General features: G+C 66.7%; 12 protein-coding genes. 2 read left to right on the forward strand and 10 right to left on the reverse strand.

Going from position 1 to position 12,920, the window contains the following annotated elements:
• Nucleotides 1–21 precede the first annotated feature (21 nt).
• From NLI89_RS03220 to NLI89_RS03230, 3 genes are all read right to left on the reverse strand, one after another.
• Entirely contained in the window at nt 22–450 is a 429-nt protein-coding gene (locus NLI89_RS03220) for a hypothetical protein (RefSeq protein WP_254685700.1), read from the reverse strand.
• Between the two features lie 26 nt (nt 451–476).
• Complete coding sequence (locus tag NLI89_RS03225) at nt 477–944, reverse strand: Panacea domain-containing protein (RefSeq protein ID WP_254685701.1); 468 nt, start codon at nt 942–944, stop codon at nt 477–479.
• Between the two features lie 98 nt (nt 945–1,042).
• Complete coding sequence (locus NLI89_RS03230; RefSeq protein WP_254685702.1) at nt 1,043–2,872, reverse strand: ABCB family ABC transporter ATP-binding protein/permease; 1,830 nt, start codon at nt 2,870–2,872, stop codon at nt 1,043–1,045.
• Nucleotides 2,873–2,993: 121 nt separating this feature from the next.
• Here NLI89_RS03230 and NLI89_RS03235 point away from each other — a divergent pair, with 121 nt between their 5' ends.
• Nucleotides 2,994–3,224 (forward strand): hypothetical protein, encoded by a 231-nt coding sequence (locus NLI89_RS03235; protein WP_254685703.1) that lies wholly within the window; start codon nt 2,994–2,996, stop codon nt 3,222–3,224.
• A 226-nt stretch (nt 3,225–3,450) separates the two neighbouring features.
• Here NLI89_RS03235 and NLI89_RS03240 read toward each other — a convergent pair whose 3' ends face one another.
• Together NLI89_RS03240 and NLI89_RS03245 are read right to left on the reverse strand one after the other, a co-directional pair.
• A complete protein-coding gene (locus NLI89_RS03240) occupies nt 3,451–3,894 on the reverse strand; it encodes a hypothetical protein (RefSeq protein WP_254685704.1) in 444 nt (147 codons plus the stop codon).
• A gap of 101 nt (nt 3,895–3,995) precedes the next feature.
• Nucleotides 3,996–4,199, reverse strand: coding sequence for a hypothetical protein (locus NLI89_RS03245; RefSeq protein ID WP_254685705.1), 204 nt, complete (start codon nt 4,197–4,199; stop codon nt 3,996–3,998).
• 272 nt (nt 4,200–4,471) lie between these two features.
• Here NLI89_RS03245 and NLI89_RS03250 point away from each other — a divergent pair, with 272 nt between their 5' ends.
• Nucleotides 4,472–5,188, forward strand: a complete 717-nt coding sequence (locus NLI89_RS03250) for a prolyl hydroxylase family protein (RefSeq protein WP_254685706.1) — start codon at nt 4,472–4,474, stop codon at nt 5,186–5,188.
• Nucleotides 5,189–5,340: 152 nt separating this feature from the next.
• On the opposite strand, the gene NLI89_RS03255 is transcribed toward NLI89_RS03250, so the two are convergent.
• The 5 genes from NLI89_RS03255 to NLI89_RS03275 form a co-directional block, all read right to left on the reverse strand.
• Nucleotides 5,341–6,030 (reverse strand): L,D-transpeptidase, encoded by a 690-nt coding sequence (locus NLI89_RS03255; protein ID WP_254685707.1) that lies wholly within the window; start codon nt 6,028–6,030, stop codon nt 5,341–5,343.
• A 1-nt stretch (nt 6,031) separates the two neighbouring features.
• Nucleotides 6,032–8,863: a two-partner secretion domain-containing protein gene (locus NLI89_RS03260; RefSeq protein WP_254685708.1), complete on the reverse strand. Its 2,832-nt coding sequence runs from the start codon at nt 8,861–8,863 to the stop codon at nt 6,032–6,034.
• A gap of 56 nt (nt 8,864–8,919) precedes the next feature.
• Entirely contained in the window at nt 8,920–10,602 is a 1,683-nt protein-coding gene (locus NLI89_RS03265) for a ShlB/FhaC/HecB family hemolysin secretion/activation protein (protein ID WP_254685709.1), read from the reverse strand.
• Nucleotides 10,603–11,047: 445 nt separating this feature from the next.
• Nucleotides 11,048–11,998 carry a phytoene/squalene synthase family protein gene (locus NLI89_RS03270; protein WP_254685710.1) on the reverse strand — a complete coding sequence of 317 codons (951 nt, stop codon included), beginning with the start codon at nt 11,996–11,998 and terminating at the stop codon, nt 11,048–11,050.
• Between the two features lie 169 nt (nt 11,999–12,167).
• Nucleotides 12,168–12,749 carry a TIGR00730 family Rossman fold protein gene (locus tag NLI89_RS03275; protein WP_254685711.1) on the reverse strand — a complete coding sequence of 194 codons (582 nt, stop codon included), beginning with the start codon at nt 12,747–12,749 and terminating at the stop codon, nt 12,168–12,170.
• Between the last annotated feature and the right edge of the window lie 171 nt (nt 12,750–12,920).

Consider the following 12,920-nt stretch of genomic DNA (forward strand, 5'->3'; position numbering starts at 1 on the left):
TATTGCCGGTCGCGTCCGACGCTAACTAGTTTTATTGATTGCTTTGCGGGCGCCGACGAAAATGCCCGTCAAAACCATGCCGACAAGTCCGAGTACCGTGACGGCGGTACTACCGACCAGCAGATCAAGCACGCTTTCGTCCAGATCGAAGCCGCGCCAATGACTGCCGTCGAGCACGAGTAAAGCGAACGAGCCGGCAGAGTAGGCCGACATATAACGGAACGCCTTGTTGGCGGACGGTGCGATCAGCTTGTCGAGTTCGGCTACGGTGGTGCTACTGCGGCGAAGATCCTCGAAATCCTGCTGAAGTTTTTCCTTGTCTGCTGTAACCTCGTTGAAACGCTCGCGGAGCGTTTCCAGTTCGCCCTTGTAATCGATCGGCTGAGTGATCGGCAGGCTGACTGGCGCCCGGTCGAGATCATCGAGTGACGCACGTTCGATTGAAGGCACGAACTCCGGAAGATCGCCCGCGGTGGTCAGGCCAGGATCCGCCCTGCCTGAGCGAGCGCCAGATAATGCGCGCGGATGTCCTCGTTTGGAATAACCGCGTTACGCCCGCGGCCATAATACGACCGGGACCAGGGCGTGTTGGGTTGATGCGTCAGATCGGACAACTCCCGCGCGCTCTTCTGCCCGTACTTATTCCAGACGTGTTGGACCACGGCACGCTCCGGATCGGTAAAAGCCGCTGTCGGCGTAGATCCATCGTAATCGCGAACCTTGCCGCTCGCGCTGCCGAGATCCCGTAATCGATTCCAGATAGACCGGAAGACTGGGCCATTGTCCCACGCTTCTGGTTGGGCATCGACCAGCGGGACGCCTGCGATAGCCAAGTTCCAGCCATCGGCGATGTACGTCAGCTTTTGCAGCTTCATTTGCGGCATTGCGTGGCCCGCCAGATCCGCGAAGGCATTTGCAACGGCCGCGGGCGAATAGTTAGGCATCTACTCCTCCCATTTGATGAGTACGGCGGGCTCGACACGGAACAATGTAGGAACGCTGCAGACGCATATCAAATTGTACGTCGAGATACAATCAACCGCTACTCCGCCGCCAACGCCCCATCGTCATCCCCGGCACGCTCTTGCGCCTGCCGGTTCCACATCTCCGCATACACGCCGCCCTGCCGCAGCAGGTCCGCATGCGTGCCCTTCTCGACGATGCGCCCCGCCTCCAGCACGACGATCTGGTCCGCATGCACCACGGTCGACAGCCGGTGCGCGATCACGATCGTCGTCCGCCCGCGCTCGATCGCCTCGAGCGTGTCGAGGATCTCCGCCTCGGTTCGGCTATCCAGCGCCGAGGTAGCCTCGTCCAGGATCAAAATCGGCGGGTTCTTCAGCAACGTCCGCGCGATCGCCACGCGCTGTTTCTCGCCACCCGACAGCTTCAACCCGCGCTCGCCTACCCGCGTCGCATACCCCAAAGGCTGGCGCTCGATGAAGCCCGAGATCGCCGCGCCCCTCGCCGCCGCCTCGACCTCGGGCATCGCCGCCCCCTCGCGGCCATAGGCGATATTGTACCCGATCGTGTCGTTGAACAGCACCGTATCCTGCGGCACGATGCCGATCGCGGCACGCAAAGACGCTTGCCGCACCTGCGCGATATCCTGCCCATCGACGGTGATCCGCCCGCCCGTCAGGTCGTAGAACCGGTACAGCAACCGCGCGAGTGTCGACTTGCCCGCCCCCGACGGCCCCACCACCGCCAGCGTAGATCCCGCCGGCACGTCCAGCTCCAGATCGCGCAGGATCGGCCGCCCGGCATCATACCCGAACGAAACCCCCTCGAACCGGACATGCCCCGCGCTCACCGCCAGCGCCGGCGCACCCGGCGCATCGACCACCGTCGCCGGCGTATCGATCAGGTCGAACATCGCCGCCATGTCGAGCGCACCCTGCCGGATCGTGCGATACACCATCCCCAACAGGTCGAGCGGGCGGAACAGCTGCGCCAGCAGCGTCGACACGAACACCACGTCGCCGGCCGACGCCTCGCCCCGGCTCCACCGCCACACGACGAACCCCATGCCGCCGGCCAGCATCACATTGGTGATCAGCGCCTGCCCGAGGTTCAGCCACGCGAGCGAATTCTCACTCTTCACCGCCGCCTCTGAATAGGCCGTGATCGCGCTATCGTAGCGCCGCGCCTCGCGCTCCTCGGCGCCGAAATACTTCACGGTCTCGAAGTTCAGCAGCGAATCCACCGCATGCGCCACCGCCCCGGTATCAAGGTCGTTCATCCGCGCCCGCAAGGCATTGCGCCAGTCGGTCACCATCCGCGTGAACGCGATATAGCCGACCACCATCACGATCGTCGCGACGACCAGCGGCCACCCGAACTTGGTCCAGAACAGCCCGAGCACCAGCACGAGTTCGAACACCGTCGGCGCGATGTTGAACAGCAGGAAATACAGCATCGTGTCGATGCTCTTGGTGCCCCGCTCGACCACCTTGGTGACCGCACCCGTCCGCCGCGACAGATGGAAATCGAGGCTCAGCGCATGCAGATGGCGAAACACCTGCGCCGCCAGCCGTCGCGACGCGTCCTGCCCGACCCGCTCGAACACCGCATTGCGCAGATTGTCGAACAACGTCGTCCCGAACCGCGACGCGGCATATCCGACCACCAGCAAGACGACCAAGGTCAGCGCCCCGCGATCGTTCCCCGCCATCCGGTCGACCGCATATTTCAGCGTGAACGCGGCGCCAAACACCTGGATCAGCTTCGACGCGATCACCAGCAGCATCGCGACGACGATCCGCGCCTTCAGCTTCGGCTGCCCAGCCGGCCACAGAAACGGCAGGAAGCGGCGGAGCGTGGGGAGCAGCGGCTGGTCCGCACGCGTCGAGGTGTAGGTATCAGGGGGCATGGATCGACGCGATGTAGGCGCAGTCAAGCCCCGGTGAAAGCAGTTGGGGGAACAATCCTGCCACTTCGTCGCTTTTATCGATACGTCCTGCCGCAACGGCGTGTCGCAACCGGAGAGTGAAATGGAACCGCTGTTCTACGTCATGGCCATCATGGGTTGCGGCGACGGCAATGTGAACTGCACCGAGGCCCGGGTCATCCCCGCGCGCTACGAGACGATGGCGCAGTGCCGTGCGGCGCTGCCCGAGCAGCTGGCGCAGAACACCAATGTTCCCTATCCGATGATCGGCGCAAACTGCCGTGCGAGCGGCATGGCCATGGCCAAGGCGGGCAAGGCCAAGCCGCAGGGCTGATCGCCGTTGTTGCGACGTCTGGGTGGGAGCGGGGCTGGTCTTGAGGACCCCCACCACGTGGATCCTATACGCCATGACCGTTCCGCCGTCATAGCCGACATCAAAGTATAGACGCTGTAAAAGCATGTTTCCCCGCGAAGGCGGGGATCCAGACTAGGCTCCCGCCTTCGCGAGAGAACATTGCCTTCGCGGAATAACGTCTACGCCTGAGCGCCCCCCGCGCGCCTCAGCGAGCGTAGCATTTCTCCATATACGACACCCGTGAGCGCCCATCGCCATGCGTCGCGTCGCCGGGAAACGACCGCATCGTCGTCCCCAACCGGCTGAGTTCGTCGCGCGACAGCCACCCCTGGATCTTGCCCTGCTGCACCGCCCAGCAATCCGCCGCGGCCTCGCCCGGCCCGAAGATGTGATGCGCGCATTCATGCGTGTACCAGAAGAGTTGCTGCGCACGCGGCAGATCGAGCACGCGGGGGTGGAGGATGATCCGGCCCTTATAGGCGGCGGCGATGTCGTCGATCGGCTTGATCATCGTATCGACCGGTCCACAGGTCGCGCGATAGCCCGCGAGCAGCAACGCACCGGGTACGATCAGAGTCTGCGCGGCCGCGGGGTGCGGGGCGGTGGTGAGCAAGGCCGCCGCAGCGCCTGCGAGAATGGATTTGAACATGGGTGTCCTGGCCCCGCGAAGCGCGAGGACGAGCAAGAGTCCGGCATTGGATGGCGTCGGTCGACGATGCCGATCGGGGAGCGATCGGGGGCCGCGCTCGTCTAGCGGAAGCGCTCGGTCTGCCGTCCCTTGATACGCTGGGTCACGCGCTGGTCTTCGGCTTCGGCGGCGATCGCCGTGGCCCTCGCGCAGACGGCGGTGTGCTGCGCCGGGCGGCGCGCCAATGCGGTCGCAGGGCGCGGGCTCGCAGGGGATGCGTGCGCACGGGATCGCGATCCCGCACCCGCGAGAAATCGTGGTTGCATGGTAAGACTCCGCCGATGTCGTTCAATCGCGTCACCCAGGGCTCACGCCGGCAGCGGAGCGGGGGATGTTCCCGAACTCTTCGGTAGGTGCGACTTATGCGCATCCATGAGGGCAGAGGTTCGCGATGTAGTCGCGCAACCGGCCTAACCTATGTTGGTCGTACAAGATAAACGTCGGATATCTTAGAAGGATGCACGTTGTAAGAATCTTAATCTGGATTATAGCAAAGTCAGATAACCTGGATCACTACTTCACGATCGGCGCGGACTTTATGGCTATGCATGACGACCCGCGCGCCTTGTCGGACGCTCGACCTTTCGATCGTCGCGACGGTCAGTTGGAGGCGCTCGGCCGGTCGGAGTCCGCTGCGCAGGTCCGCGATCGGATCGCGTGCTACCCAGGTGCGGTGCGGATGCCGGCGAACGACGTCGAACTCTACGTCGTCCGAAACTTCCTGACGCTCGACGAATGTGGCGCCCTGATCGCGCTCATCGACGCCGATCGCGTGCCGTCACCGGTCGTGGGCGATGCCGCGGTGTCGCCGCATCGTACGAGCGAGACGTGTTACCTCTATCCCGGCCCGGCGCCGGTGACTGCGGTCGAGACCAAGCTGGACCAGCTGACCGGGCTCGAACCGGGCTATGGCGAGGCACTGCAGGGCCAGCGCTATGCGGTCGGGCAGGAGTTCAAGCCGCATCACGATTATTTCGATACCGCACAGCCCTATTGGCTGGACCAGGTGACGATGGGCGGCCAGCGGACCTGGTCGGCGATGACCTTCCTCAACGAACCCGAGGCGGGCGGCCGGACGAACTTCCCGACCGCGGGGCTCGCGATCGCACCGAAAGCGGGCAATCTCGTGATCTGGAACAACATGGACGACTGTGGCGCGCCGAACCCCGGATCGCTGCACCAGGGCATGCCGGTTGAGCAGGGCGTGAAGTACGTGCTGACGAAATGGTACCGCGAACGCCCCTGGTGCCAGTGACGCGCCAAGCTCTGTGATCCTCCCCCGCCAGGGGGAGGTGGCTGGCACTTGCCAGACGGAGGGGGAGGAATAGGCAACGTAGGTTGCGCGTTCCGCCCCCTCCGTCACCTGCGGTGCCACCTCCCCCTGGCGGGGGAGGATCGAGACGTTCGCTACTTCGCCTCGACCGGCACGGCGAACACGCTCCGCAGCGGCTTCGTCTCGGGCAGGATATAGACGATCCCCACGGTCCCGGTGAACAGCGGCTTCACCACCCCGTCGTAAAACCCGGGCGGCACGTTCACGCAGCCATACGAGATCCGGTTGTCGCTCGGCGTCGGCGATGCGAGCCGTCCAGCGCGATCGTCCACCCGGCGACCCTTGATCACCCGGTGCAGCGACAGCGCGGCCTCATAGTCGATCCACAATATATCCTGCTCGAAATCGCGCCCGAGCGACGCCTGGAACCGCCCCGCCGGCGTGGTCCGCTCGGGCGGCGTGATCGTCGCGAGCTTGCGCTGGCCGATCCCCGGCACGCTGTCGTCGCCGCGCGCCATCCCCAGCAACGCAGGCGCCGCACCGCGCAGCACACCGGCACCATCGAACGCGAACACCTTCGCATTCGCCTTGTCGATCACGACGAACGGCAGCGCATGATTGTCGTGCGACGCCGTCACCCAGTTCGCCGTATCGCGCGCGTCGGCGGAGACTGTCTCGCCCCTGAACTGCGCGGCGGTCGCGGGCTCGGCGACAGGCCGCGCCGCCACCGGCGACGCGACGACCATCCCGAAGGCGAGCACGCCGAGCAGCCGGACGCATCCGCCCGCCCGCCGCCCCGCGCTCTGCCCTCTCGCGCCCGTCACCTCAGTGACGCGCCTGCTTGCGCGGATAGACCGGGACGACGGGCGTGGTCGGCGGCGTGGGCTGCACGAACAGCGGCTGGACGGCCTGCACGGGCGGCGTATCGGGCGTCTCGACGATGACGGTCCCCGGACGCTCGGGCGCCGGATAGGTCACGCCACCCTCGACGATCTCGACCGTCGGCGGCGTCGGAACGCGAACCGGGACAGGCGGCACCTCGAGGAACGGCCGCGTCGCGTTCGGCAGGTCCGGCACCGGCGTAGGCGTCGGAGCCGGAGCAGGCGCTGGAGCCGGTGCGGGCGCAGGAGCCGGAGCAGGCGCAGGAGCCGGAGCAGGCGCAGGAGCCGGAGCAGGCGCTGGTGCCGGAGCAGGCGCTGGTGCCGGAGCGGGCGCTGGTGCTGGAGCAGGCGCTGGTGCTGGAGCAGGCGCTGGTGCCGGAGCGGGCGCTGGTGCTGGAGCAGGCGCTGGTGCTGGAGCAGGCGCAGGAGCCGGAGCGGGCGCTGGTGCTGGAGCAGGCGCAGGAGCCGGAGCGGGCGCTGGTGCCGGAGCGGGCGCTGGTGCTGGAGCAGGCGCTGGTGCCGGAGCAGGCGCCGGTGCCGGAGCAGGCGCTGGTGCCGGAGCCGGAGCGGGCGCTGGAGCCGGAGCGGGCGCTGGCGCTGGCGCTGGTGCTGGAGCAGGCGCTGGTGCTGGCGCTGGTGCTGGAGCGGGAGCGGGCGCTGGTGCTGGAGCGGGCGCTGGTGCCGGAGCAGGTGCAGGCGCTGGCGCCGGAGCAGGCGCAGGAGCCGGGGCGGGCGCAGGAGCCGGGGCGGGCGCTGGAGCCGGAGCCGGGGCAGGAGCCGGAGCAGCCGTAATCGTCCCCGTCGTCCGGAACCCGGCGACGCAGCACGAACTCGCGAGCGCATATTGGTCCGCGTTCGCGCCGGTCAGCGTGTAGCCGCTGAAGCTCACGCCGATGCCCGTGCCTTCGCCGGTGCTGTCGAACGTCGCGGTCGCATCGGGGCCGGCGACCAGCGATACGCCGGTCGGCGTGCCCGAGGTGCCGTTGGTGTTGAACCCGCTCAGCACCGCCGCATTGGTGCCGTCCGCCACCTTCTGCGCGGTCGGGAACAACAGCATGCGCTGGGTGATCGCCGCGCCTTCGGTCAGCACGAACTCGGTCGAGAAGTCGGTCGGCGTCGTGTACGAAATGGGGTTGTAGTTGATCGACACCGGCGCCGCGGTGACCGTGGTCGGCGGCGACAATGCGGAGAACACGATCGTGCCGCCGTTGACGCCCGGCCCGGTGCCGTCCGCGCCGGCGATCAGCGTCAGCCCGACCGGCAGGCCGAGGCTCTGCGCGGGGATCGTCGTGCCGCGCGTCAGCGTCACCGCCGCGTCGATCAGCACGTCGTGGCCGGCGCACAGCGCGATGTTGCCGTCGGTCGTCGTGATCGCGTGGAACACGTTCACGTTCTGCCCGGCGTTGAGCAGGATGCTGCCGTTGGTCGTGGTCAGCGGCGCGTTGACGTTCACGTCGCGGCCACAGCACGCGACGATGTTGCCGTTGGTCGCGGTGATCGGCGCGTTGATGTTGACGTCGCGGAATGCGTTCATCGTCAGCGTCGTCGGCACGCCCGACGCGGTCCACGCGACCGCATCGTTGACGAAGATATCGCCATTGCCGGTGGTCGTGTCGCCCGCCGCGGGGATCGTGCTGATCGTGATGCTGGTCGTCACGAGCTGCGCCGACAGCGTCGAGCCCGAGATGTTGCCGCCCGCACCGATCACGTAATCCTGCGGATCGATCAGCCACATGCCGGTCATGCCGCCCGGTGCGAAGGTCGACACCCTGGCGCTGTCCGCGACGGTGACGGTCGCCGCCGACGTCTCGATGAAGCCGCCATTGCCGCCGACCGGCGCGCTCGCGTCGAGTTCGCCGCTGACGGTGACCGTGCCGGTCTTCATGTCGCCGAGCAGCAGGATGGTGCCGCCACGGTTCTGCAACGTGCGCGCCTCGACGATACCGGTGTTGTTGACCGCGGTGTGGAGCAGGTCACCGGCCCCTTGCGCGGTCATCACGACCTTGCCGCCGTCCGCGCGGATCAGCCCGCCGTTGCGGACCAGCGCGCCGACCGCGCCCTTGTCGACCGCGACGTTGAGCAGCCCATCGCCCGCGACGTCGAGCGTGATCGCCTCGCCGCCCGCCAGCACGACGGTGCCGAAGTTCGCCTTGATCGTGCCGCCGTTGCCGACGTTCGCGCCGAGCAGCGCGACATAGCCGTTCTTCGCGGTGATCCGGCCGTCGTTCTGGACGCTCGCGCCGCTGGTCCCCGCAAAACTGGTCTTGCCCGCGAGGAAATCGGCATCGGAGATGTTCAGCGTCGAGGCCACCAGCCCGCCGACGTTCACGTTCGCGGTCTGGCCGAACAGGATGCCGTTCGCGTTGACCAGGAACACCTTCCCGTTCGCCGACAGGTTGCCGAGGATCACCGAAGGATCCGACCCCAGCACGCGGTTCAAGGCCACCGAGCTGCTGGTCGGCTGCTCGAAGACGACGCTCTTGCCCTTGCCGATCGAGAAGGACTGCCAGTTGATCGCCGCGCGGTCGCTGGTCTGCGTCACGGTCAGCGACTTGGTGCCGGTCGCGATGCTGGCCTGGCCCGCAACGACTTCACCCCCGGTCGGCAGCGTCTGCGCCTCGACCGGACGCACCGCCATCGTGCCCGCAAGGCTGAACCCGATCAGCCACGCGAACCGCGCGAGCCCGGTCGTGCCGAACAGCCCGCCACGCCGCGTGCGCGTGACGGTGGGAGTGGGGCGGCGCGTGTTTCTGATCGTCGAAGGGATGGGGGTCATGTGCGGTATCCTCGGTGGCGGCGGATGGCCGCAAAGTTTTGTGCGAGCTGGCGCGCTCAGAAGGTCTTAGAAACCTGGAACCAGGCGCGGCCCGACTTGTCGGGGGCGGACGTCGCATCCTCGTCGCCGAGTTTCCGCGCATAGGTCGCCTTCGCGGCGATCCCGTACGGTCCCGCCCAGCTCAGCCCGGCGCCGTATGCGCTGCGCTTCGCGTGGTTCGATCCGTCGAAATACGGATGCTTGACGAAATCGACTTCGCCGACGTCGACGAACCCGAACAGCTGGAGCGCACCCGGCACGACCTGCGGCAAGGCCAGCCGCGCCTCGGCGGTGGCGACGTAACCCTGGTCGCCGTACGCCTCGCCCTCGGGATAGGCGCGCACCGCATAGGCGCCGCCCAGTTCCATCCGCTCGGAGATGTCGAGGTTGCTGAACGCGATCTGCCCGCGGGCGGAGGCGAACAGCGACAGCGGCCCGGCGATCGTCTGCAACCGCGCGAAGCTGAACTGCAGCTTCCCATAGCTGCCGTCGGTGCGTGCGGTCAGCGCGTCGACCGAGCGCTCATACGCGCCGCGGATATCGAGATTGCCGACCGAATAGCTCAGCGAATACGCGCTCCAGCCGCCGCCGAGCAGCGTGTCGTGCTGGTCGCCGCTGAGCCCTGCGGTGATCACCTGCGCACGGCGATAGGTCGTGGTGTCGACGATGCCGATCCGGTCCTCGAACCATTTCACGTCGCCACCGAGCGTCACGTACAGATTATTGTCGCGCGACCGGATCAGCGGATAGCTGGCATAGACGCTGGCGACGTCGGCATTGCCGCTGCCGTCGAGGCTGTCGAACTCCTTGCCGAGCGAATATTCGAGATGCGCGAACGCGACGCCCAGCGTGACCTGGCCGATCGGTGCCTGGTACGACGCACGGCCATAAGCGAGCCCCGAGAACGACGTCAGCGCGCGCAGGCTCAGCACGTCGCCAGACCCCGTCGGGTTGTTCCAGTTGACCGAACCGCCGACGCGGTAGGCGCCGGTGTAGCGGTTGCCGGCATTGTCGGCCTCGACGCTGCCGGTGATGCTCTGGCCGGGGGTGATGTCGACCAGCAGGTCCGACGTGCCGACCGCGGTGCCGGGGCTGAGCGTCGATCGCACCCGCACGCCTGGCAGGTCCGACAGCATCAGCAGGCGACGTTCGAGCGGCGCGACCGCGACCGGATCGCCGACGTCCAGCCCATCGAGGATGCCGTTCGCGACGCTGTCCGACAGCCGCGATTCGTTCTTGATGCCGACCGCGCCGAAGCGCCCTTCGATCACCGCGATCGTGACCGCGCCGCTCTGCACGTCCTGCTCGGGGAGGTACGCGTTCGCGACGAAATAGCCGCGGCTGGTGTAATAGTCGGTGATCCGCGCGGCGAGCGTCTTCATCTCGGACAGATCGAGTTCGCTGTCGGGCACGAACCCGGTCGCGGCGATCAGGTCGGTCTCGGGAAACAGCGTCGCGCCGGTCACGCGCAGCGACCGGACGAGCGTCTTCGGGCCACCTGTTGCGACGACGACGACCGGCGTCTTGCGCTCAAAGCCGAGATCGGGCGTGGGCTTGTCGGTGAGCGGTGCGGGTGGGATCTGCTGGAGCTGACCACCGGCACCGACCGGGACCTGCGCCACCGCAGCCTGAGTCGAAACCAACAGGGCAGCCGGGCTCACAGCCGCAAGCGCGGCCGCCCAAAGGGTCGACTTGTACATGAACACCTCGAAAGTCACCGCGGATGGAAGGCACGAATCTCCCATCCGCAGCAGCGGGAGCCGTTCGAAAAGGGGAAGTGCGCCCGAAGCGAGGACGAAGCCTTAGCGGACCGCCGCGACTCGATCTGTGTCAAGTCCCGCCGCGGTCGAATACCAGAAGGTCAGGCGTAGAAGTGCTCGAGTTGAGCCCGTCGCGAGGGTCGCGATGTAGGGAGCACTCGGCTTATTCTTAACCTATGTATGTGATTTGAATCGTTTGCAAGATAAATCTATGATAAGACTGTCATAATCATACAACTTATCCGCTACGCGAGAGTTTATGGTAAACGAACGGTAACATGTGTTTCCCGCGCGCATGCCCGAACGGTGGCGATTCAGCGTGTTCAGGCGCTGAAAACCGCCATCGTGCAGCGAATATTGCGACGATACAGCGATCGGCCGCGCTTCAGGGTTTAGGCCGGGTCCAAAGTCGCGGGTTGCGCCCGGTCCGCGGGTACAGCGTCTTGCGCGACGCCGCCTGTCGTGCAGCTTTCGCGATGAACCCCAGTTTCTGCACGCCCGACGTCGTCACGCGGTGGTCCCACGCATGCTCGCCCCGCGCCGCCACGGTCCGCCCGATCGCGCCATAGATTCCCGCGGCCGACAGCACCGCCCACGCCGAGCGGAACGACAGCGCCGGCGTCCCCTCGCGCGCACTCGCCTCGAACGCCGCCGCGCGGTCCGCCATCCGCTTCGTCAACACCGCCAGCCGGGACCGGAACGGCGGCTTCATGTGCTGGCCCGGCGGAAAGTCCATCTCGACCAGCCAGTCCTCGGGCAGATAGCACCGCCCGACCCGGTCATCCTCCTCGACGTCGCGCGCGATATTGGCGAGCTGGAACGCCATCCCCAGGTCGCACGCACGGTCGAGCGTGTCCTCGTCGTCGGGATCGACGCCCATGGCCACGGCCATCATGCACCCGACGACGCCCGCGACATGGTAGCAATATTTGTAGAGGTCATCCTCCGACCGCGGCCGCCACTCGCGCGCATCGAGCGCGAACCCCTCGACCAGATCGCGCGCGAACCGCTTCGGCAGCCGCGTTTCGGCCGCAAAGATCCGCAGCGCATCGAACGCCGGCTCGCCGACATAGTCGCCCGCGAGCGCCTGCTCGGTCATCGCCGACAGCGTCACCAGCCGGGCCGGCGCGTCCTCGACCACGGTCATCCCGTGCCCATGATCCTGCCCGTCGGCGATATCGTCGCACCGCCGGCACCACGCATACAGCAGCCACGCCCGCTCGCGCGTCGGCTTGTCGAACAACAAGCTGGCGGCGGCAAAGCTCTTCGACCCACGCGAAATCGACTCGTGCGCGGTAGCAACGATCGCCTCGCGAGAGGGGAGGGCGGAGGTCATGCCGCCATCCCACGCGCTACCATCATCAGGGCCACCACCCCGGCGAAGGCCGGGGCCCAATTGGAAAGGTTGGAGTAACGACGCGCAACGCAAACCAAGTCATGTTTCCCGATTGGGCCCCGGCCTCCGCCGGGGTAGAGCGGGGTTTCGACGTGCGATCCGAAGACCCTCACAAATCCGACGCGTTCATCCGCACGATCGGCTGCGTCGGCACGTGCTCCGCCATCCGGTCGAGCAGCACCTCCAGCGTATCCGCCACGATCAGCAGATCCCGGTGCTGCGCCCGCAAGAACCCAACCTCGCCCATCTTCTCCCAGAACGCGATCAGGTGATCATAATACCCAGCGGTGTTCAGCAACCCCACCGGATCCGCATGATAGCCAAGCTGCGCCCAGCTCAGCGCCTCCCACAACTCGTCCATCGTCCCGGTCCCGCCCGGGATCGTCACGAACCCGTCGGAGAGATCGGTAAACATCTGCTTCCGCTGATGCATGCCGGAGACAACGTGCAACTCGGTAAGCCCCCGATGCGCCACCTCCGCATCGACCAAGGCCTGAGGAATAACCCCGATAACCTCGCCGCCGCCCTCAAGCGCGCCATCGGCGATCGCACCCATCAGCCCGGTCCGCCCACCGCCATAAACAAGGCCAATCCCCCGCTCGGCAAAGGCCAGCCCCAGCGCCCGGGCGCCCTCGATATAAGTTGGATCAGCCGGCGTCGCCGACCCGCAATACACAGCAAGTCTCTTCATCCCGCACCGCTAGGGGATGCGCGCGGGGTGCCGCAAGAGAAGAATGGGTTCACGCGGAGACGCGGAGACGCGGAGGTGTTGCGTTCCGGACAGCGCTCGCGCTGTCTTCACGCAAGTTCCGCAGATCGTTGGAGACACGGTCGCTACGCGACAAGCGCAACACCTCCGCGT

Source organism: Sphingomonas faeni (genome assembly GCF_024273235.1).
GTDB classification, from domain to species: domain Bacteria; phylum Pseudomonadota; class Alphaproteobacteria; order Sphingomonadales; family Sphingomonadaceae; genus Sphingomonas; species Sphingomonas faeni_A.